This is a genomic window from Faecalispora jeddahensis (assembly GCF_000577335.1).
GTDB lineage: Bacteria > Bacillota > Clostridia > Oscillospirales > Acutalibacteraceae > Faecalispora > Faecalispora jeddahensis.
This window is the reverse complement of the sequence record NZ_CBYL010000025.1, coordinates 33,141-55,753: the sequence shown is the minus strand read 5'-3', so window position 1 is coordinate 55,753 and position 22,613 is coordinate 33,141. Positions and strand designations below refer to the sequence as shown.

Genomic DNA, 22,613 nt, shown 5'->3' with positions numbered 1-22,613 from the left:
GCCGTGAGGTTATTATAACATGGAATGATTCTCAGAGGCCAATCAATAATATTTTATGTTGTACTTGTTTTGTAATTATCAGGCGAATTTGGCAGTTTTAATAGACAGTTTCTATAATTAAGAAAGAAACCTGGTATTGGACAGAAGCCCCAAAGCAACCTACAATAAAATCATAAAACAGCTTTACCCCCCCAAAAAAATAACTGTTTAGTGAGGAGATTGTAATTATGGCGAAAGAAGTTTCTGCAGAGCAAATTCAGATGCTGGATGAAATGGTGGCGCGTGCCCGGGCGGCCGCAGACATCATTGCAACTTATGATCAGGAGCGGGTGGATCGTCTATGTCAGGCTGTGGCCGCCGCTGTGTGCGATATGAAGGTTTGGGCCCCCATCTGCGATGAAGCAGTAGATGAAACCGGCCTGGGCGACAAAGTAACCAAGCGCAATAAGCGCAACAAAATCAAGCTGATTCTTCGTGATTGCCTGCGCAATAAAAGTGTCGGCATCATTGAAGAAATTCCCGAAAAGGGACTGGTCAAGTATGCCAAACCAGTGGGCGTCATCGCCACTCTGGTGCCTACCACCAATCCTTGTTTGACTCCTGCCGGTCAGATTGTTTATGCAATCAAGGCCAGAGACGTATTGATCTGCTCCCCTCATCCCCGCGCGAAAAATGTTACCAATAAATGCATCAATATCATCCGGGAAGCTTTGGTTCGTGAGGGTGCTCCCGCAGATATTATTCAGGGCATTCAGGAGCCCAGTATCTCTTTGACTCAGGAGCTGATGAAGCGCTGCGACCTTGTTATCGCCACCGGCGGCCGGCCCATGGTGAAATCCGCTTATTCCTCCGGTGTTCCCGCATTTGGTTCCGGCGCCGGCAACGCTACCGTTATTATCGATGATACCGCCAATACGCCGGAGCGGCAAAGAGAAGCCGCGATGAACACCCGAATCTCCAAAACGTCCGACTTTGGCTCCGGCTGCTCCTGCGACGGCAACCTGCTGATTCATGAGTCCGTCTATGACGGCTTTGTGCAGGCACTTGTGGCGGAGGGCGCCTATCTGGCCAATGAGGAAGAGGCCGAAAAGCTGAAGAATGTGATGTGGGACGAAATCGGTCATCGCCTGCCGAATACCGTTGCGATCAGCCCGCAGAAGCTGGCGGAGATCGCTGGCTTTGAAATTCCCGCAGACCGCAAATTGATTGCTGTTACCGGCGGCGGGAAGGAAGGCGTTGGTAAGGAGCATTTCTTCTCCAGCGAGAAGCTGACCACTCTGCTGACGCTGTTCAAGTATGAGGGTGAGTTCGAAAATGCTCTGGACATGATGCGCGCTGTTTTTGAGGTTGGGGGCAAGGGCCACTCATGCGGCATTTATTCCTGGAACGATGAGCACATTCACCGTCTGGGCATGGCTGCGCCTGTTTCCCGCATTATGGTCCGCCAGCCGAATAACCGCGGAAATTCCGGCTCTTCTACCAATGGAATGCCCCCTACGTCCTCCATGGGCTGCGGTACCTGGGGCGGCAACATCGTTTCAGAGAACATTACTCTCAAACACTACATGAACACGACCTGGGTGGCTCGCCCGCTGCCTGAGGATATGCCCTCTAATCAGGAACTGTTCGGCGATTACTTCAAAGAAGGCATGGATGAGGAATAAATATTTTTAGTTACCGGTTTTTGCATTCTAATCGAATGATATTGCTATTTACCTGGTTGAAACCGTCGTAAAAAACGGTGAGATCATTTTGAAACGGTAAACTCTCTCCTTTTACTGAAAAATTCGGCGGAGCGGCATTCTGCCTGCCGCTTTCGCCGGGCTTTTCGCCCTTTATTACCATTGCCCTAATCAATTGCTTTGACAATGCTTTGGTGCACAATGCCGCCACAGAAGGATCTGAAATCCTTCCTGGTGGCATTTTTGTCAATTCAGATCAAACAAAAATTCTTTCTTTTTATTACTAGACTGTATTACGAAGTGGAACGGAATCCACTGGAGAGGAACAGAAAATGAACGAATGGAAAGGAAGCCGGTTTTATGTTGCGTCAGAGGAGCTGATGCAGGCGGTAAACATTGCTGTGGCGCTGGAAAAGCCTTTGCTGATCAAGGGCGAGCCGGGTACCGGCAAGACAAAACTGGCCGAGGCAGTCTCCGACGCTTTGCGTAAGAAGCTGATCCTCTGGAACATCAAATCCACTACCAAAGCTCAGGAGGGGCTGTATGTTTATGATGTCGTCCAGCGCCTTTACGACAGCCAGTTTGGCAGCGAAGGCGTTGACAACATCGAAAAATATGTAAAATTGGGCAAACTGGGTGAGGCTTTTACTGCGAAAAGGCAGGTGGTTCTTCTGATCGACGAAATCGATAAGGCGGATTTGGAATTTCCGAATGATCTGTTATGGGAGCTGGACCGGATGGAATTCCATATTCCCGAAACAGGCCGAACCGTTACGGCAAAGCACCGCCCGGTGGTCATCATCACGTCCAATGCGGAAAAGGAGCTGCCGGACGCTTTCCTGCGCCGCTGTGTGTTTCACTATATCGAATTCCCGGATAAAGAGCTGCTGGCCGAAATTATCCGGGTTCATTTCCCGGATTTAAATGATAAACTGCTGTCTCAGGTGTTGGAAGCGTTTTACCGCATCCGTTCTCTTCCTCAGATCAAAAAGAAGCCTTCTACCAGCGAGGCGATCGACTGGATTCAGGCCCTGATCCACGGCGGTGTGAACCCTGAGAGGATCGTGAAAGAAGTGCCCTATCTTGGGGTGCTGCTGAAGAAAAACGAGGATATAGACGCTCTGCGCCTGAATTGGCGGTGAGCCTATGTTTGAAGAATTTTTGTTTCTTTTGCGGCGCAGCGGCCTGAATGTGTCCCTGACAGAATGGATGTCTTTGATAGAGGCCCTGAACAAAGGTCTGCATGGCTCCAGCTTTACCGGCTTCTACCACCTGTGCCGGGCGCTTCTGGTAAAGAGCGAAGCGGAATTCGACCTTTTTGACCGGATTTTTCTTGCGTATTTTCAGAAGGTTCCTTTGGAACAGGAGGTCTCTCAGGAGCTGTTGGATTGGTTGGGCTGCAAGGATATCCCCATGGGTCTGTATGATGAGCAGCAGGCGGAATGGAATGAATCTTTGTCTGATGCAGAGCTGGAAACGATGCTTCGGGAGCGCAGGAGTGAGCAGAGGGAACAGCACAACCGCGGAAGCTACTGGATTGGCACGCACGGAATGTCTGTTTTCGGGAACACGGGACTGTCGCCCAGGGGAATCCGGATGGGGGGAGACAAAGGATACCGCAGGGCGATCCGGGTGGCGGGCGAGCGCCGTTTCCGCGATTTCCGGGAAGACAGCACGTTGGATCTCCGTCAGTTTCAGCTGGCCTTAAAACGTCTGCTGCAATACTCCGGCACAGCAAACCTCCCTGCTACCGAGTTTGACGTGGATGACACAATTCAACATACTGCGAAAAATGCGGGACGGCTTACCGTAAAATACCGAAGACCGCGGCAGAATACAATAAAGGTTTTACTGCTGATCGATTCCGGCGGCTCCATGGACTACTACACCCAGTTGATTTCTGCGTTGTTTCAGGCCGTAAGCAAAACACATTTTCATGATTTGAAAACTTACTATTTCCATAACTGCATTTATACAAAGCTGTATACCGACCCTACGATCGATCCGAGAAAATCAGTTCCCACGGAATGGCTGCTGTCGAATCTTTCCGGCGACTATAAAACGATTTTTGCGGGGGATGCGCAAATGGCTCCTTATGAACTAAAGGGCAAATATCATGGCAGCCAGGAAGGAAAGCCGTCCAGCGGGCTGGAGTGGCTTTATTTGTTTCGGGATCGGTACCGGTACGCTGTTTGGTTCAATCCCGGTGAGCGGCCGGATTGGGGAGAATATTGGAGCCAAAGCTACGATATGATCGCGAAACTTTTCCCCATGTTTCCGCTCACCCTTGACGGCTTGGAAGAGGGGATGAAAAAGCTTTTGGCGCGTTAAAAAAAGGCCGCACTTTAAAGTGCCGGCCTTTTCGATTCCTCACAGAACGGGACCGTGAGTTTTTATTTATCGTTTCATCAATCTCATAATCTGTGTTTTTGCTCCTTTAAAGGACCTTGTGGATATCCTGCAGAATCTGATAGAGTGTTTCCGACTCAATCTGCCCGGGTGCAGATGCTTTTTTCACCGTTCCGAAGGTCAGCGCGGATCCGAATATCTCACCCGTAATACGGCTGACTACCCCCAGTTTTGCCATGGACATTGTAACAAGCGGTTTTTCTGCGTATTTCTGGCGCATGATGGATGTGGCTTCCAATAATCTGATAACATCCGTTTCATTTTGAGGCATAACTGCGATTTTACAGATATCGGCTCCCAGCTCCTGTATCTTTCTCAGTCGATCAACCATTTCTTCCTGTGAAGGCGTCCTGTCAAACTGATGGTTCGACCCAACCACTTTCACACCGGCTGCGTGAGCGCTTTCTATCATTTTTGTTGCAATTGTTTCCTTATCCAATACCTCTACGTCGATCAAGTCCACCCGGCCTGTCGCCACAGCTGCCTGATTGATTTCCAGATAAGCTTCCGAACTCAGGTCAATTTTGCCGCCTTCTCTTGCAGTGCGCAGAGTAAACAGCAGGGGAATTTGATTTAGAACAGAAGACAGCTGCTCGAGAACATCCTTCACCTTTTCTATGTCCAGTGCACTTTCAAACCAGTCTACGCGCCACTCAACAATATCTACCCGGCTGTTCACGATATCCAATGCATCCGCGAGGATTTCCTCTTTTGTATTGGCCACAATGGGAACACAAATTTTAGGGATTCCATCCCCGATCGTCACGTTCTTTACAGTAACTGTACTCATCAATTCCACCTCTTCCTGCCCCGCGAAGCTGCTCAGCAAAAGCACATGATTATGGGAACAGAGCTTTCTTCAATACTTCAGACGATTTATCGCTTTAAATCGATACATCATATTTTACTTTCATTTTGTTCATTTGTCAATGCCGTCCTAAAGTTTATTCATGATATGAGTACTTTAGCGAAAGCGCTCCGCCGAAAAGGGGAACACAACAGCCTGCTATGTGGGAGGAGGGGAGTTAAATGGCGCTGATGATCAAGTCAAAGAGAAAAAACAAGAATGGCGTAGCAACAGCTACGCCATTCTTGTTAAAACTGCGGGGAACAAATAGCTTTTGTGGGCTTAATCGGACTGAGATTCAATCAGGTCACGGGAACGCCCGGCGCGCAGTACATAACTGTCCGTATCATGTCCGAGCAGCTGCTGCAGCCTGCGGGAAAGAGACATCACCTTCACAAGATCGATTCCCGTCGCAATACCGGATTCATCGCACATATGGATGACGTCTTCCGTAGAAATATTCCCTGCGGCGCCCGGGACAAAGGGGCAGCCGCCCAGCCCGCCAAAGGAGCTGTCGAACCGGGTCATACCGGCTTCCATAGAAGCCAGAATGTTGGCCATAGCCAGCCCGCGGGTATTGTGAAAATGAAGCCACCAGCTCACCTGGGGATATGCTTCCCGCGCATGGGCGCACATGTCGTAAACCTGATTTGGAATCGCCATACCAGAGGCATCGGACAAAGAAATTTCCGTAATTCCTACTGCAAGATAAGCCTCAATAATCGCATCTACGTCCGATAAAGGAATGCGGCCCTCCCACGGGGAGGCAAAGGGCATGGAAATGGAGCCGGAAATTGCGATCCCGTTTTCCCTTGCCGCCTCTACGCAAGAGGCAAAGCCCGCCACACTTTCTTCCGGCAGCATATTCAGGTTTTTCAGATTGTGCTGTCGGCTTGCAGATACATTTAGCTTTACCTTTTTACAGCCGCACGCGGCCGCCCGCTGAACACCCCTGAGATTGGGGATCAACGCCCGCAGCTCTACACCGGGCACATCACCGATTCTCCTGTACAGCTCGTCTGTATCTGCCATTTGCGGCACCGCTTTCGGGTGCATGAAGGAACCGAGCTCAATCACGGTGAAACCGGCGTCAATTAAGCCGCGCAGCAGTTCCAGCTTATCTTCAGTAGAAAGAAGCGTCTTTTCGTTTTGCAGACCGTCCCGTAATCCAACCTCACACAGGGTAATCGAGGAAGGTAAATTCATCATGGACAACTGCCCCCTTTTGTTGTATTTTACATCGCTTTTGTAACAGTCTTAAAAACCCCAAGGGAATGATTTTTTCTTTACCGGTTTTTCGGATGCTACGTGGAACGGTGTCTTTTCCTATATCTTAAACGAAGACGGACGCAAGAATCCAATACATGTTTTATATCGAATGATAGAAGCGATTAATCGTTTGAAAGCACAATTGGAATGAAAAGGCTTGTACCAGCTCGAAGTAAAACGAAATAGGGAGAAGCAGCAGGTTTTCATCTTACGTTTTTAGTTGATTATCACAATTATATCAATTGTAATCAGGTGAAATTGATATAAACAAAATAAATCAAGTGGGTTGAACTATGAAAAATACTAATCGTTAGATAGAAATTGAACATTAGACTTTCTAAGGGATTTAAATATAAAATTTATTACGGATTCAAGAAAAATTAGATATATTACCAACCGTTGATGAAGGAGGTTCATAGTAATGGCTACGCAATTCTCACTGGCCTATCTTACGATTCCTGGCATTGATCCTGTAGAGCAGATCAAGATTGCGAGGGATGCCGGATATGACTATGTCAGTCTGCGAACGATTCCCATGGGGCTTTGTGACGAGCCGCAGGTCTGCCTGGAAAATAATCCGCAATTATTTCACACGATCCGCCAGACGCTGCAGGACTGCCAGATGAAGCTGCTGGATATCGAGCTGGTTCGGATCCGTGAGGATCTGCCGTCCGATTATCGAGGGGCGTTTGAAAAGGGAGCCGAGCTTGGGGCAACTCAGGTGCTTTCCAGTGTCTGGACAAAGGATCGTTCTTTCGCGGTGGATCGCTATGGCACGATTTGTGAACAGGCGGCGCAATATGGGCTGACTGTCAATCTGGAATTCGCGATTCTATCCGATTTGACCACTTTGCAGGACGCAATCGCGGTACAGGATCAGGTGAAGGCTCCCAATCTGAAAATCCTGATGGATATGATTTATGTTCACTGGTCAAAGGTTACGCCGCAAGAAATACAAGCATTGAACCCGGAACGGTTTGGGCTGATTCATCTGTGCGACAGCCCCAAAAATGTGGATGTTTCGCAAATTGTTCAGGTAGTGCGGGAGGGCCGGGCCTACTGCGGAGAGGGGGATGCAGATTTAAAGGGCCTGCTGAAAGCCCTGCCGCCGAATCCGTGCTCGATCGAGCTTCCGAATACCAAGCGTATTTCGGAGCTGGGGCCGGTGGGGCATGCCGCACGCTGCCTTGAAACAGCGAAAGCGTTGTTTGCAGATGTAAGGATGTAGCAGGCCGCAGTACTTATTCCATTTTTACGACAGAAATGAGGTTACAGGATGATGATTGATATCAACACAAAGATGGTTACCCTGATCGGTACGCCGCTCAAACAGTCCTTTGCTGCACAGATGCAGAACACCGGGTACCAGGCCGCCGGATTAAATATGGTTTATTTCTACACAGAAGCGGATAAGGACCATTTGGGAGACATCGTAAACGGACTGCGGTATATGAATTTTGCAGGTTTTGCAGTCACGAAGCCCAACAAGGTTCGGGTGCTGCGCTATCTGGATGAGTTGGACCCGCTGTGCCAGAAGATGGGAGCCAGCAACACCGTGGTAAAAACCCCCGAAGGTAAGCTTGTCGGCTATAACACCGACGGAATCGGCTTTTATACCTCTCTGACGCAGGAGGGCGGGATCAAGGTAGATCAATGCGTGTTTTTCTGCTTCGGCGGCGGCGGAGCAGGGCGAGCGATGTGCTTTGTTTTGGCCTATCACGGCGCCAGAAAGATTTATATTACAGATGTGTTTGAGCCCTGCGCGAAAGCTCTGGTTGCGGACATCAATGCAAACTTTGCTCCGGTGGCAGAATTTGTTCACCACGGGGATTTCTCAAAGCTGTCCGCCTGCGACGTTGTCATGAATGCCAGCGGGGTGGGAATGGGGGACAGCATTGGCCGCAGTCCTCTGCCAAAGGAATACATACAGCCCAGCCAGTTCTACTTTGACGCATGCTACAATCCCGAAAAAACTCAGTTTTTGCTGGACGCGGAGGAAAAAGGCTGCCGTGTTCTGAACGGATTAGGAATGTCTCTGTATCAGGGTGTGGCGCAGATCGAGCTCTGGAGCGGGCAAAAAGCTCCGGTAGAAGCCATGCGCCGGGAGCTGATGCAGATTGTAGAAGAGCAGAAGGCAGTTTCTGATTTCCATGAATCCTGCAGCGCGGTCCGTGTCTGCAGCAGGTAGGGCTTCTGCACCGGTACTTGCCTCTTCTTTCCGTACAGAAAGCGCCAACGCCCTTTGGTTACCGGAAATCCAGCTTGCGGGGTCCCGGCAAAGATGGTCTCAATAGTTCTCAAACTCTTTGCCATAGCGGTAGAAGCTTTGATTGTTGTTGCGCCAGTAAAACTGGTATGCGTTCGCCATGGAAACTCATCTTTTTCAGGGGGTATCTTGTTTTGCGGTAGAACGATTGCACTAGCGGGGCTGGCGGGTTTTCAACTTTCATTTGCCTAAATTACAGTACGATTAATATGAAAAGGAGTGTTTTCAATGACAGATTCAGCAACGAAATCTGTTGCAATGACAATGCCCGAACCCGATCCCAAATTGAAAGCCGGCAAATTTAAAGATCTTTTACGTTACCTCGGGCCGGGAATTATTGTGGCGTCTGCCTCGATCGGCAACGGAGAGATTTTCTTTGCCAGCCGTGAAGGTTCGCTGTTTGGCTTTTCTCTTCTCTGGACATTTTTGCTGTGCGCAATTATGAAAGGCAGCGTGGTCTACGCTGGTTCCAAGTTCGCAACGTTAACCGGAGAGCATCCTGCTACCCGTTGGGGTCAGATCATTCCGGGCTCTAAAAACTGGGTGGCAATCTTCCTGGGCATCGTGGCGGCCATTGCCATTCCGTCGTCCATCTGCGGTTTCATTAAGGTACTGGGTCAGTGGACCTGCTGGACCTTTGGAATCGACACGGCCTACACTGTGCTATGCGGAACGATCTGGGCCATAGTTGGATTTTTGTTTGTCTTTTTCTCCTACGAAAAGATGGAGAAAGTATCTACCGGCATCGTCCTCATTCTGGTCATTTTTGCATTGCTCGCAATTTTCGTATCGAATCCGGACTGGCTGGCCCTGCTGAGCGGCTTTATTCCCACAATTCCGGCTCAGTACCCTGAATGGGTACAGACAAAAAATCCTGAAGTGCTTTCCGGGCCGATTCTGCTTGAAATCGTCAGTGCCGTCGGTATCCTTGGCGGAGGATGCCAGGATTACCTCGGATACATGGGCACGATGAGCGAAAAGAATTGGGGCATGTATGGAAATGAACATATTGCCGACATTCAGGCGTCTCTGAAACGCCTGTCCAGTAAAGAAAATATTCCGCTGCCGGAGGACGAGAATACAGTTTCGAATGCCAAGGGATGGCTGAAAGCTGTAAAAATCGATAATGTTGCATCCTTCACCGCGGTCTGGCTGGTCGGCTCGATTTTTATGATTCTTGGCAACGTCATTCTCGGGACAAACGGATTGCAGGTCGTTCCTTCCAACGACCAGATCATTCAGAATCAGGCTCACTTCTTCTCGGTGATTTCTCCCGGTCTGGTGCTGCTGTATAAGATTGCTATTTTCTGCGCTTTCTTCGGCGGAATCGTAGCGCTCAGCACACAGGTTTATCCCGCAACATTCCGTGCATGCTTTTCTCCGGCATTCCCTGCCATTCAAAAGCCGGAAAATAAATTTAAAACTCGTTTATGGGTCGCGGTATTCTGCATTTTCGGCGGTATCCTGCTGGCGTGGACAAATATTACTTATACTTTCGTTCTCCAGGTCGCAACTGTCATCGGCAGCGTTTTTGGAATCGGTCTCGTAGGCCTTTTGCTGCTTTGGACCGAGAAGAAAAGCCTGCCGAAGGAGTATCGCTTAAAGCCCGCTTGGTTTACCCTCACGCTTGTGAGCAGCATTATCATGGTTTTACTGGGCGTTATCGCATTTTTACAGCTGTTTAAGATCATCTGACACACAATTCAGGTTCAGGGGAATGTTGTCGGCATCAATATGACAGACAACGTGCAGCCGGGCTGTGCTCCTTCTGCCAGCACCAGCCCGGCCTTTGTTTTTTGCATGCTCCGAATCTCAATCGATTCGGCACTTAGTATATAGGAATCCGGCTCCGAACGCTTTGGGGAGGAGTGATATTCAGTTCCGGGTTCCAATCTCTATCCTAAAGAATATGGACAGTTTCGACGCCGTGCCCGATAATAGAAAAGAAAACAACGCTGCGGTTCACTCAAAAAACCGGAAGGAGGTGCGTTATGAACCTGAGGCAGTTGTATTATTTTAGAACCATAGCAGAATTAGAGCACTATACTCGGGCGGCGGAAAAGCTTTACGTCAGTCAATCCAATTTAAGCCATGCGATTCAGGAACTGGAGGGAGAGCTGAACGTAAAGCTCTTTTTACGAAAAGGGCGCAGCATCAAGCTGACAAAATATGGTGAGCTGTTTCTGCCTTATGTGCAGAAGACGATTGAAACGCTGGAAAGCGGTATTTCTACTCTCAAAGATTATATCAATCCCAATTCCGGCACGGTGACGATTGCCAGCTTTCCCTCTTTGGCTCAGTTTGTGCCTGATATTATCGTACGTTACGTGTCCGAAACCAACCGGATGAATGTACATTTTCAGCTCGGGCAGGAGAGTTTTTACAATCTGCAGGAAAAGCTTTTAACCGGAAAGGTAGACTTACTTTTGTCCACCAAGATCGAAAATCCACAGGTGGAATGCTTTCATTTGGGAACGCACCAGTTAGTCCTGCTGGTTCCGCAGGGACACCGGTTGGCCCGGCAAAAGAACGTGGATTTGAAAGAGCTGGATCATCAAAATTTCATCGACTTTGATGAAATGTCACAGCTGCACCACCAAAATAAAGAAATTTTTCAGGAGCTCGGCATCAGTCCCAATATTGTGATGGAAACACCTCAGGACGTGATTGTATATGGTCTGGTGGCGGCGCAGCGAGGGGTGGCGATCATCCCTTATCCATTGGGCGGAGCGCCGTACAACACGAAGATTCTTCCTATTTCAAACAAAATGTTTCAGCGGGATATCTATCTGATGTGGAATAAGAATCGGTACATCCCGCCTGCCGCGGAATACTTTCGCGATTTTCTGATCCGCAGCGGAAAGATGTTTGACCAGTTTCTGGCGCACAACGGCCCAAGCATTATTTGACTGTGGTCTGCATGTGCAGCTGCGCTGCTGCAAAAGCCGATGTTATCGGTTAGAGAAAAGAGTAAAGGGGGACGTTACAGCAATGACTTATGTTTTTTTGGCAAATGGGTTTGAAGAAATGGAAGCGTTGACAACAGTGGATTTGCTTCGGCGCGCCAATGTGCCGGTTCAGACCGTGGGAGTCGGCGGCAGACAGATTATGGGTTCGCATCAGATCTCAGTCATTGCAGATATTGAGGAGCATGAGGTTACCCTGGAAGATCTGGAAATGGCGGTTCTGCCGGGCGGCCTTCCGGGTGCGCTGAACCTGGAACAGTCCAAAACCGTAAAAAACACGGTGAAGGGCTGCTATGAAAGCGGCAGATATGTGGCGGCGATCTGCGCTGCCCCGTCCATTCTCGGCCATATGGGGCTGCTTCAGGGAAAGCGCGCCACAGTCAGCGATGGTTTTCAAAGCGAAATCATCGGAGCGGAATATACCGGTGATCTTGTCACTGTGGATGGCCGCATTATCACCGGAAAAGGGCCGATGGCTTCCGTCGATTTTGCGCTGCAGCTGGTAGATTTGCTGGCGGAAAGAGAAACTGCGCAAAAAGTGAGAAGCGCTGTGCAGTGCCGGTGAAAATGCAAAAAGCTGGAAGCCGCCGGCTGAGGTAAAGGCCATCTGCTCCAAGCAAAAACACTGTACTATTTAAGGAGGTACCTCTATGAGTAAAAAGCTGGTTTCAGACCTGATTGTCAATTATTTGGAACGCAGGGATGTGGAATATGTTTTCGGCTTATGCGGACATACAGTCATTGGAATGCTGGATGCGTTATCCCGCAGCAAAAAGGTTCAGTATATTTCCAACCGGCATGAGGCGATTGCGTCCACGGCAGCAGACGGCTATGCTCGTATCACCCATAAAGCGTCTGTCGTCATGTGCCATCTGGGCCCCGGCCTGACCAATGTGCTGACCGGCGTTGCAAATGCCGCGTTTGACTCGATCCCCATGGTACTCATTGCCGGTGATGTGCCCAGCTACTATTTTGGAAAGCACCCTCATCAGGAGGTCAACATGCATGGCGACGCCACTCAGTACCGGATCTTGGAACCGGTGGTAAAACGGGCATGGCGGATCGATGATGCAGAGGCTCTGCCTGAAATACTGGACAAAGCCTTCCGGCTGGCGGAATCCGGCCGTCCCGGCCCCGTTCTGATCGATATCCCGATGGATATGTTCTCCCGGGAGATGGACGAGGAGCTCTGGGCACGAACCTATAAGGACAGCCATTTGACCATGCGCCCGGCACTGGACCCCAAGGCTGCCAGAGCCATTGCAGAGAAGCTGGTCGAAGCGGAAAATCCGCTGCTTCACGCAGGCGGCGGGATCCTTCTGGCCCAAGCCTCTGAAGAATTGGCCGCTTTGGCAGAGCATCTGGATATTCCCGTTTCCCGTACGTTGATGGGACATGGCTGCTTATCCGATTGCCACCCGCTGATGATCGGTCAGACCGGCTTCTGGGGATTGGAATTTACCCATTCTCTTACCGTCAACGCCGATGTGATTCTGGGCCTGGGCACCCGCTTCGCCGAGGCGGACAGCTCCAGCTGGTATCAGGGCGTTACCTTTGATCCGGATCAAACCGCCTTTTTGCAGATCGACATTGACCCCAGCGAGATTGGCCGCAACTATCCGGTGGAGGTCGGGGCGGTCGGCGATTTGAAAATCGGCCTTGCCCAAATTCTCGAAGAGGTGAAAAAAATCTGCCCCGAGGGCAAACGCCGCCCCGCGCTGCGCGAAAAAATCGCCGTTGCAAAGGCGGAATTTAAACAGCAGAATGAAGCCATTTCCAACGACAGCCGTTTTCCGATGACTCCCCAGCGCATTTTAAAGGATGTGAAGGCAGTAGTTCCTCAGGATGCCATCATCTTTACTGATGTGGGCTGGAATAAAAACGGTGTGGCCCAACAGTTTGATATTACTGTTCCCGGCACCATTCATCACACCTCCGGTTTGGCAAACATGGGCTTTGGTGCTTCCGCCGTTCTTGGCGGCAAGCTGGCCGCCCCTGACAAGGTTTGCCTGACGCTGACCGGAGACGGCGGATTCGGAGTAAATCCCTCGTGTTTGGCCACCGCTGTCGAAAAAGGGATTAACTGCGTGTGGGTCGTGATGAACAACTCGGCCTTTGGCACGATCGCAGGCTTGGAAAAAGCCAATTACCAGACGAATTTCGGGACCGTATTCCATACTCCCGACGGCGAAGCGTACACTCCCTGCTGGGCTGAGGTTGCAAAGGCCTATGGTGTGGAAGCCATTCGGGTAGAATCCACCGAAGCGTTTCAGCCGGCATTGCAGAAGGCGATTGCGGCTCAAAAGCCGTTCCTGGTAGAAGTACCTATGGAAAACATTGTCGTGCCTACCCCCGGATGCTGGAATATTAATGACATATACAGCCCCAACGATCTGGTGAAGGAAGGCAAGCTGGTACGTAAGGAAAACGGCCGGTATGTTGCTCCCAGCCATTCCAAATCTCACAAAACGAATTGATATACTTCTAATCAAACACAAATGATACTTGTATAAAGCTGCTTTTGGCCGTGACAGCTCTTTGACATTAATAGGGTATTGGAGTGCATCCTGTATGTAGATTTCCTTCGAGCAGGCGAGCAGGTGGTACCGGTATTCGCTACTAATGTCGGATGAAAGGACAGGAGTGCTTCATACGGCTAAAAGAAAATCGTTGGTTTATTAGGACGAAGATATGATTTCCAACCTTTTTTCATTGTTCCATTCAAAAAAGAAGAAATCCCCTTGCTTCATGCAAGGGGATTTCCCATTGATCAAACCGTCTGTTTATCGCGCCAGTGGTAAACGTGTTTTTCTGGAAGGCATTAATATGTCAGTCATGAAGGAAAAAGAGGGTGCCGGACTGTTAACCCGATTGCAGTTTCATAACATGGGAAATTCACTATAGCGATAAGTAAGTTGAATTAAAGTATAATACTGTGTTTTCTTAATTTGAATACCCTTGTGGGTACAAACACGGTTTCCTATGTATTAATATTTGTTTTTTATCAGGCTTTGGACTTTCTGTTTAAACGCTCCACCAAAGCCGCCGTCCGTGTATGGTAATCGTCGAGCTCGGTCACGATTCCCATGAAGGAAGATACCAAATCCAGTGAGGAGCGCAATGAACTTTGCTCGCTCTGGTCAATCGCACGTTTTGTCAGCCGCATAGCCTGCTGCGGGGCATCCAGCAGCTTTTGAATATACTGTTCAACATAATCGTCCAGCTGGCCATCGGGCACAACGTGTGTAACAAGACCGATTTTTTCCGCTTCAGCACCTTTCAGTACCCGTGCCGTCAAAAACAGATCAAGCGCTTTGTCTCGCCCCACCAGGCGCGGCAGAAAGTAGGCGCCGCCATCGCCAGGTACAATTCCAGCGTTGAAATAGCTTTCGGAAAGCGATGCGCTTTCCGAAGCAATGCGGATATCACACATCAGGGCCATATCCAATCCGGCTCCTACAGCCGCGCCATGAATCTTTGCGATAACCGGCTTGTCGATTTCCTCCAGAATCAGCGGAATGCGCTGAATTCCTCTCCAAAGGGCGTTCTTCCTGGCAAGTGCAGTGGAAGTAATATCGTTATTGCTCTCAAAGAAGCCTTCTCCGGCAGCCATGGCCTTTACATCTCCTCCCGCGCAAAACGCCTTGCCATTTCCCGACAAAAGAACAACGTGGATATCATCCCGGTCACGGATGTCCTCCAGTGCAGCTGCCCAGAGCTGAATCATCTCCTCGCTGAAACAATTGAGATGCTCCGGACGGTTCATTGTAATGCGTGCTAAATGATTGTTCACCTCATAAATCAAATCCGGCATATTATTTTACCTCTCTTTCCCTTTGCAGTAGTTGAAAATGCAGTAATATAAAGCAAATATCGCCTTACCTTTGTGCCTCTCAGTAGAATTTCGTGCACTATTGTTGATTCAGGTTGTTCCGGTGGCTGCTGCGTATCTCTTTTTCAGTTTTTGCGCCCTTCAAATAATTGGATATAGTTTTGTAAAACGAAAAGCTCTCTTTATCATTCGGTATGTTTGATAATTTCATTTAAATGAAATTTCTGTGCCGAGATAAGATTACATTTATTTTTTGCCAATGTCAATACTGAAAATTACAAAAAAACTGAAAAAAATACAGATAAGTGACCCTATATTTTGCAAATTTTCAGAATAACTTATGAGGAACTATCATTTGCAATGGCTTTAATTTTCACAAAAATGAATATATTTAAAGAGTGATTGCTATGTTGAGAAATGGATAGAGTAAAAAAGCAGGGGGCAGATACCGGTTAAAAGGTAAAATAAATTTTAAGAATTGAAAAAAACAAAAAGAAATACGGTTTGCAAATCTTTGGCGCAATGAACTTGCAATACAGTATTCTGAAAGAAGATAGCAAACTATGTTTGAGAAAAATGATGCGGTTAAATTATGAGCATAAAAATAAACCAAGAAGACAGGTCAGTGAGAGATACTACCCAACTGGAGATTCTGAAAAAGGCCAGTGAATAGGGCCAATACCTGATCGGAAAAATGTTAAAGAGGCGGTATTCTTCATTTGTGAAGAATACCGCCTCTTTTTATAAGATGTAATTGCCGTCAAGGAGTTAGAGTGTTTTTTCTGCTCAAAGATTTAAAAAATCCGGGCTGTTGCTTTTAAAAGGATTCGGATAATTGAGTGTCAATATTCTAGCGATCTTATTGGTAAAGTTAATCCAGTTATGGGGGCGGTTGGAATGAATTTGAATGCTATCCCCCGGATAAAGGCAGTATTTATTGTCGCCGATAAAGACAGTTACAATACCTTCCAGCACATAGATGAATTCTTCCCCGTTATGACAATACATCTCCAGCTTTTTCAGGTCTGCATTTGCCAGCGGCATCAGCTGAAAAATCCTTGGAAGCGCATCAAAGTCGGTCACTTCGTTGCTTAGAATAAATTGGATAATCTGCGGGCTTACCTGAGTGCACGTCATGTCGAAACTGTGCACGACCGGGTCGGTGTCTTTCACATCGATTTCATCGAAGAAAACGGAGAGAGTTACTCCCAAAATTTCAGCAATTTTTGAGAGAGAGTCTATTGCGATGGAAGAAATGCCGCGCTCCAGTTGTGAAAGAAAACCAACAGAGAGCCCGGACTCATCACTTAATTGCTTTAGAGTCATTTCTTTTTCTTTCCGCAGAGCTTTTATTTTGGATCCGATCGTAATATTGTGATCCACAAGAAACCTCCCTTTCAGGATTAAAATTTAGATATGATTCAGCGGGCAGCGGAAAACATAAGAAGCGCTTTGGATTCCTTTCAATTTCCGGTCAGAAAGCTCCTGGTGAGCTCTGGTCGGTTTGAATATCTGCTGCAAGGCCACCGAACAGTGTATAAAATCCCATTTTAATTATTTTCTTTTAACTTATATAAAATATGATATCTATCTTGTTCGAAAAAGTCAACAGAGATGTACGCTCTTTCCTATGGATTCGAGAATAAAACAGGAATCACTGACAAAATGGCGAAAATGTTCACAATTTCTTATATATGAAATTTTTAAGCGCTATTGACTTTTATATCGGAGGATAATATAATTACAGTGAAATTTATAGCAAATATTTTCATGTTAATGAAAATATGGAGGCCGAATGAATCATACATATATTATCAATATTCAAAAATTTTCTATACACGATGGGAATGGTATCCGAACTACGGTGTTTTTTAAAGGGTGTCCGTTATCCTGTGTCTGGTGTCACAATCCGGAAAGTCAGCGGTTTCACCGTGAGCTGATGTTCGATGAGGAACGATGTACCGGCTGCGGCAGCTGCATCCCGGCTTGCCCGCAGCAGGCCATTTTTCGGACGGAATCCGGCAAGGTGGTAACCGACCGAAAAAAATGTACCGCTTGTGGGCTTTGCGTCAGCCGGTGTCTTTATCATGCAAGAAGCGTTGTCGGTACAGAGATTCCCGTTCAGGAGCTGGTCAAACAATTGGTGCGTGACCGTATGTTTTATGAGGTTTCCGGCGGGGGAGTTACGCTTTCCGGAGGAGAGGTCATGGCGCAGGACATGAATTATATTCAGCAGTTGGTCAAAGAACTGCACGATGAGGATATCAGCGTCAATATCGATACTTGCGGCGATGCGCCTTATGAAAATTTTCAAAAAATACTCCCTTATGCGGATACGTTTCTTTATGATCTGAAAGCTGTCACTCCGCAGATTCATCAGGAATACACCGGCAGGGACAATAAACGGATGATAGAAAATTTGAAACGACTGAGCCATGACGGCGCAAAAATCAATCTTCGTATTCCGGTTATCACCGGCGTAAACGACAGCGAAGAAGAAATGCAGGGGATGATCACCCTGATCCGCGCCGGCGGTATCCATCTGACGCAGGTAAATCTCCTCCCTTACCATAAGGTGGGGATGGATAAAAATATTCGGCTGGGCCGGGCAGACTGTCAGGAATTTGATCCCCCGACCGCCATGAAGATGGAACAGTTTAAAAATATGTGGCTGAATGCCGGGATTTCTCCTGTTTTTATCGGTGGATAAGAATGAGCAGTAAAAATTAAATTTTAGATAGGAGGATTTTATTATGATGCAAAGAGGCATGAACGAACGCATTCGCAGGCTTCGTGAACAGAGCGAGACTACCCCGCCCCGGCTTTATCTGGAGCGGGCCGATTTGGAAACGGATGTCTATCTGAAATATGAAGGTACTGTTTCCGTACCGGAACTGCGCGCATTGACCCTGAAGCATGTGATGGAGAACAAAACACTCTGCATCAACAATGGAGAATTAATTGTCGGCGAAAAAGGCGACGGCCCCCAATCCGCCCCTACGTTCCCTGAACTGTGCTGCCATACAATGGAAGATATGCAAGTCATGAACGACCGGGAGCTGATTTCCTTCAAGGTTTCACAGGCTGATTTAAAGCTGCAGAAGGAAAAAATCATTCCTTATTGGCAGAACCGTTCCATTCGCCACAAAATTCTGGAATCCGTTACCCCAAAGTGGAAAGAGTGCTATGAAAGCGGCATTTTCACAGAGTTCATGGAGCAGCGCGGTCCAGGGCACACCGTTGGTTCCGAGAACATTTTCCTCAAAGGCTTTCTGGAGCGGAAGGCAGATATTCAGCAGGCGATCGAGGCTCTTGATTTTATCCATGATAAAGAGGCTCTTCAAAAAAAGGAACAGCTCAGCGCCATGTCCATCTGCTGTGATGCAATCATGATTCTTGGCCGCCGGTATGCGGATTATGCGCGGGAACTGGCAGCGAAAGAATCGGATGAGACCCGCAGAGCGGAATTGCTCCGGATTGCCGCCAACTGCGATGTGGTCCCTGCCAATCGGCCGCAGACCTACTGGCAGGCGATTCAGATGTACTGGTTTGTGCATCTGTGTGTGACCACTGAGCTGAACCCATGGGATTCTTACAGCCCGGGCCGCCTGGATCAGCACCTGAATCCCTTCTATCAGAAGGATACCTCTGAGGGCATTCTGGATGACGAAAAAGCCAAGGAGCTGTTAGAGTGCCTGTGGATCAAGTTCAACAATCAGCCGGCTCCGCCCAAAGTGGGGATTACCCTGAAAGAAAGCGGCACCTATACTGACTTCGCCAACATCAATACCGGGGGGATCACACCGAACGGCGAAGACGGCGTAAACCCGGTCAGCTACCTGATTTTGGACTGCATGGACGAGATGCGGCTGCTCCAGCCCAGTTCCAACGTTCAAATCAGCCGGAAAACACCTCAGAAATTCCTGAAAAGGGCCTGCGAGATTTCCCGGCAGGGATGGGGCCAGCCTGCTTTTTATAATACCGAAGAAATTATTCAGGAGCTGCTCAATGCCGGCAAGACCATTGAAGATGCCCGCAAAGGCGGAACCAGCGGCTGTGTGGAAACCGGTGCGTTTGGCAATGAAGCTTATATCCTGACCGGTTATTTCAATCTTCCCAAAATCCTTGAGCTGACTTTGAATAACGGGTATGATCCTGTGGCAAAAAAACAGCTGGGCCTGAAGCTTGGGTACGCAGCGGATTTCCATTCCTTTGAAGAACTGCTAAAAGCGTATAAAAAGCAAATTCATTATTTTGTGGATATCAAAGTAGAAGGCTCCAATATCATCGAATCTATTTACGCCAAATATATGCCGGTGCCGTTTTTATCCATCATCACCAACGACTGCATCCAGAAGGGCAAGGACTACAATGCAGGCGGTGCCCGTTACAACACCAGCTACCTGCAGGGCGTGGGGATCGGTACGATTACAGATTCCCTTTCCGCCATCAAGAGCCATGTCTATGATAAGAAGGACCTTGACATGCCGCGCCTGATGGAAGCGCTGCACGCGAACTTTGAAGGATATGAGGATGTCCGCCATCTTCTGTTGAACGAAAGCCCGAAATACGGCAATGACGACGATTACGCCGATCACATCATGCGGGAGATCTTCCAGTATTACCGCGCCTGCGTAACCGGCCGGCCGAATATGCGCGGGGGCCAGTATCGGGTCAACATGCTGCCAACCACCTGCCATGTGTATTTCGGCGAGGTCATGGAGGCCAGCCCGGATGGACGTTTGGCTCATAAGCCTGTTTCCGAAGGCATTTCTCCGGTACAGGGCAGCGATACCAACGGCCCCACCGCTGTCATTCGTTCCGCCGCGAAGATGGATCATATCAGCACGGGGGGAACCCTTCTGAATCAGAAATTGACTCCCTCCAGTGTGGCGGGCGAAAAAGGACTGAGCCACATGGCAGACCTGATTCGGGCCTATTTCAACCTGGACGGCCACCACATTCAGTTTAACGTTATCGACCGGAAAGTCCTGCTGGAGGCGCAAAAGCATCCTGAAGAATATAAAGACCTGATCGTACGTGTGGCAGGGTACAGCGACCATTTCCGGAACCTCAGCCGTGCGCTTCAGGATGAAATCATCGATCGAACCGAGCAGGCCATTTAATCCGGAACAGAATCACTTTTGGGGAATTGAAAACGAACCATTCCTGAAAACAGGAGAAAGGACACTGGTATGCTAGAATTAGGAGTTATCGGTTATGGCAATATGGGCGGGGCGATGGTCAAGGGAATCATTGGAACCGGCCTGATCAAACCCGATCAGATTCAGGTTTCTGATGTCAATCGGGCGTACGTGGAATCGGGAGAGAAAGAACTGGGCTTTCATGCCGCCGACAACAAGTCGGTGGCGGCAAACAGCCGGGTGCTGGTGCTGGCGATCAAGCCGCAATTTTATAATCGGGTGATCAAAGAGATTGCCGCGGAGATCGGTTCCGAAACCATTGTGGTTTCCATTGCGCCGGGAAAGACCATTGAGGATTTGGAGCATAGCTTCCAACGTCCGCTGAAGATCGTACGCTCTATGCCGAACGCTCCGGCTATGGTGGGGGCGGGTATGACTGCAATCTGCGGAAACAGCCTTGTCACTCAGGAAGAGCTGCAGCATATTCAGTACTTAATGGAAGGCTTTGGCCGTGCAGAGATCGTTCCAGAATATATGATGGATGCGGTAGTGGCGGTAAGCGGCAGCGCACCGGCGTATGTCTGCCTGTTTATTGAGGCACTGGCGGATGCCGCCGTTAAGGAGGGGATGCCTTATCCGCTGGCTTATGCATTTGTGGAGCAGGCGGTGTTCGGCACGGCAAAAATGCTGTTGGACACAAAGCTTCATCCCGCGCAGCTGAAAGATACGGTATGCTCACCGTCGGGCACTACGATTGAGGCGGTTCATGTTCTGAAGGAAAGCGGATTTCGCAGTGGTTTGATCAGCGCGGCAGAAGCCTGCATTCAAAAGGCACGGCAGCTGTAACGGAGGGTTCCGTCTGGAACAAACAAGAATGGATGCTTCGAATTTTGATCAAAAGCAATCGGAAAAAGAACGCTTTGATCTGGTTGTGGAGATGGGGGAGCTGATTCTGCTCAACGGTGGGGAAATCTACCGCGCCCATGAAACAATGCTGTATGCTGCCAATCAATTTGAGCTGAACGGGTTTCAGGCTTTTATCATCGCGAATGGCATTTTCGCTTCCGCGGTTGTGGACCAATGTATTTATTCCTGTCAGGTGCGCAGTGTTCCCCTGGCACCCATTGAACTGTGCAGGATCGAAGCGCTCAACGAACTGTCCAGAGACGTGGCTCAGGGCCTTTGCACTCCCGCACAGCTTCGGGAACGGCTGGACCACATCAAAGTCATGAAGGCATCCGGAACAAAACTGCAGATTTTCGCTTCCGGCTGCGGCAGCGCCTGCTTCTGCTATCTGTTTCAGGGGACATGGGCCGATGCGATGGTAGCTTTTGGAGCCGGGGTTACGCTGTACTGGTTTATTTTGCGGGTGCTCGACCGAATCGGCCTGCCGAAAATTATGAGGACCATCCTCAGCAGCGCAGAGGTTGCCCTGTTCTGTTTTGTGTCCTATTATCTCGGCTTTGGCGACAGTCTGGATCACATCATCATCGGCGCTATTTTTCCGCTGGTTCCGGGAGTTCCATTGACGAATGCGGTGCGCAACCTGCTGGAAAACGATTATTTGTCCGGGCTGGTTCGAATGGCAGACGCATTGCTGACCGCGGGCTGTATCGCCATTGGTGTCGGGATTGCGCTGTCTTTGGGCCACCTGCTTCTGGGAGGGAGCATATGACGGGAAAGGAAATGTTGCTTCAGGTATTGATGGCTTTTCTGGGAACGGCTTCTTTTTCCGTCCTGTTCGGGGTATCCCGCCGCCACTATTTGGCCTGCGGCTTCACCGGAGGTGTCGGCTGGCTGGTCTATCTGCTGGTTCTGAAAGCCGGGTGGTCCAACGCGGTGGCAACCTTTTTTGCCACGCTGGTTCTGGCCACGCTTTCCCGGGTCATCGCAGCCCGTTTTCGGACGCCGGCCACGCTCTTCCTGCTTTGCGGAATTTTCACTCTGGTGCCCGGCGCAAGTATTTACTATACGGCTTACTATTTCTTTATCGGTGATGAGTCGGCGTCTCTGTTAAAAGGAGCGGAAACGTTGCAGCTGGCAGTTGCCATTACTCTGGGAATCGGTGTCTGTTATTCCATTCCTGCCCGTGTGTTCGGGTGGAAAAGCTCCCCGTCCGTTTGGAACAATGGGGATCGCTCCCGGACCGGATACTTTCACCGCTGACCGTTCTGTTCCTTGGGTACAGTCAGACATTC

18 protein-coding genes are annotated in these 22,613 nt (G+C 49.1%); 14 read left to right on the top strand and 4 right to left on the bottom strand.

Translation table 11 applies throughout. The features are described from left to right. The first annotated feature begins 227 nt into the window (after positions 1-227). The 3 genes from TY09_RS10795 to TY09_RS10785 all read left to right on the top strand — a co-directional run bounded on the left by TY09_RS10795 (position 228) and on the right by TY09_RS10785 (position 4,013). Positions 228-1,664 (top strand): aldehyde dehydrogenase family protein, encoded by a 1,437-nt coding sequence (locus TY09_RS10795; RefSeq protein ID WP_009066619.1) that lies wholly within the window; start codon positions 228-230, stop codon positions 1,662-1,664. Between the two features lie 350 nt (positions 1,665-2,014). Further along, entirely contained in the window at positions 2,015-2,824 is an 810-nt protein-coding gene (locus TY09_RS10790) for an AAA family ATPase (RefSeq protein WP_042434147.1), read from the top strand. Positions 2,825-2,828: 4 nt separating this feature from the next. After that, the gene (locus tag TY09_RS10785; RefSeq protein WP_042434144.1) at positions 2,829-4,013 is read left to right on the top strand and encodes a vWA domain-containing protein; all 1,185 of its coding nucleotides are present in this window, start codon (positions 2,829-2,831) and stop codon (positions 4,011-4,013) included. 106 nt (positions 4,014-4,119) lie between these two features. On the opposite strand, the gene aroD is transcribed toward TY09_RS10785, so the two are convergent. Both aroD and TY09_RS10775 read right to left on the bottom strand, forming a co-directional pair. Continuing rightward, positions 4,120-4,881 (bottom strand): type I 3-dehydroquinate dehydratase, encoded by a 762-nt coding sequence (gene aroD / locus TY09_RS10780; protein WP_042434141.1) that lies wholly within the window; start codon positions 4,879-4,881, stop codon positions 4,120-4,122. A 339-nt stretch (positions 4,882-5,220) separates the two neighbouring features. Next, positions 5,221-6,147: a hydroxymethylglutaryl-CoA lyase gene (locus tag TY09_RS10775; protein WP_411918529.1), complete on the bottom strand. Its 927-nt coding sequence runs from the start codon at positions 6,145-6,147 to the stop codon at positions 5,221-5,223. Positions 6,148-6,628: 481 nt separating this feature from the next. On the opposite strand from TY09_RS10775, the gene TY09_RS10770 reads away from it, so the two are divergent. The 6 genes from TY09_RS10770 to TY09_RS10745 all read left to right on the top strand — a co-directional run bounded on the left by TY09_RS10770 (position 6,629) and on the right by TY09_RS10745 (position 13,916). Continuing rightward, positions 6,629-7,435 (top strand): sugar phosphate isomerase/epimerase family protein, encoded by an 807-nt coding sequence (locus tag TY09_RS10770; RefSeq protein ID WP_042434139.1) that lies wholly within the window; start codon positions 6,629-6,631, stop codon positions 7,433-7,435. Between the two features lie 48 nt (positions 7,436-7,483). Beyond that, positions 7,484-8,395, top strand: a complete 912-nt coding sequence (locus TY09_RS10765) for a shikimate dehydrogenase family protein (protein WP_042434137.1) — start codon at positions 7,484-7,486, stop codon at positions 8,393-8,395. A gap of 306 nt (positions 8,396-8,701) precedes the next feature. Beyond that, complete coding sequence (locus TY09_RS10760; protein WP_042434132.1) at positions 8,702-10,168, top strand: Nramp family divalent metal transporter; 1,467 nt, start codon at positions 8,702-8,704, stop codon at positions 10,166-10,168. A 296-nt stretch (positions 10,169-10,464) separates the two neighbouring features. After that, complete coding sequence (locus TY09_RS10755; RefSeq protein WP_042434129.1) at positions 10,465-11,382, top strand: LysR family transcriptional regulator; 918 nt, start codon at positions 10,465-10,467, stop codon at positions 11,380-11,382. An 82-nt stretch (positions 11,383-11,464) separates the two neighbouring features. Then, positions 11,465-12,004: a DJ-1 family glyoxalase III gene (locus TY09_RS10750; protein ID WP_042434126.1), complete on the top strand. Its 540-nt coding sequence runs from the start codon at positions 11,465-11,467 to the stop codon at positions 12,002-12,004. An 85-nt stretch (positions 12,005-12,089) separates the two neighbouring features. Next, positions 12,090-13,916 (top strand): thiamine pyrophosphate-binding protein, encoded by a 1,827-nt coding sequence (locus TY09_RS10745; RefSeq protein WP_042434123.1) that lies wholly within the window; start codon positions 12,090-12,092, stop codon positions 13,914-13,916. 527 nt (positions 13,917-14,443) lie between these two features. Here the strand turns inward: TY09_RS10745 and TY09_RS10740 are convergent. Together TY09_RS10740 and TY09_RS10735 are read right to left on the bottom strand one after the other, a co-directional pair. Next, entirely contained in the window at positions 14,444-15,253 is an 810-nt protein-coding gene (locus TY09_RS10740; protein WP_042434120.1) for an enoyl-CoA hydratase/isomerase family protein, read from the bottom strand. 804 nt (positions 15,254-16,057) lie between these two features. Then, complete coding sequence (locus TY09_RS10735) at positions 16,058-16,654, bottom strand: helix-turn-helix domain-containing protein (RefSeq protein WP_009066681.1); 597 nt, start codon at positions 16,652-16,654, stop codon at positions 16,058-16,060. A 412-nt stretch (positions 16,655-17,066) separates the two neighbouring features. Between TY09_RS10735 and TY09_RS10730 the strand changes: the two genes are divergently transcribed. From TY09_RS10730 to TY09_RS10710, 5 genes are all read left to right on the top strand, one after another. Further along, a complete protein-coding gene (locus TY09_RS10730; protein WP_042434117.1) occupies positions 17,067-17,981 on the top strand; it encodes a glycyl-radical enzyme activating protein in 915 nt (304 codons plus the stop codon). Positions 17,982-18,024: 43 nt separating this feature from the next. Continuing rightward, positions 18,025-20,397 carry a trans-4-hydroxy-L-proline dehydratase gene (gene hypD / locus TY09_RS10725; RefSeq protein WP_042434114.1) on the top strand — a complete coding sequence of 791 codons (2,373 nt, stop codon included), beginning with the start codon at positions 18,025-18,027 and terminating at the stop codon, positions 20,395-20,397. Positions 20,398-20,466: 69 nt separating this feature from the next. Then, positions 20,467-21,261 (top strand): pyrroline-5-carboxylate reductase, encoded by a 795-nt coding sequence (gene proC / locus TY09_RS10720; protein ID WP_035317343.1) that lies wholly within the window; start codon positions 20,467-20,469, stop codon positions 21,259-21,261. A 28-nt stretch (positions 21,262-21,289) separates the two neighbouring features. After that, a complete protein-coding gene (locus tag TY09_RS10715) occupies positions 21,290-22,090 on the top strand; it encodes a threonine/serine exporter family protein (protein ID WP_009066516.1) in 801 nt (266 codons plus the stop codon). Next, positions 22,087-22,581, top strand: coding sequence for a threonine/serine exporter family protein (locus TY09_RS10710; RefSeq protein ID WP_042434111.1), 495 nt, complete (start codon positions 22,087-22,089; stop codon positions 22,579-22,581). Before TY09_RS10715 ends, TY09_RS10710 begins: the two co-directional genes overlap by 4 nt. Positions 22,582-22,613 lie beyond the last annotated feature (32 nt).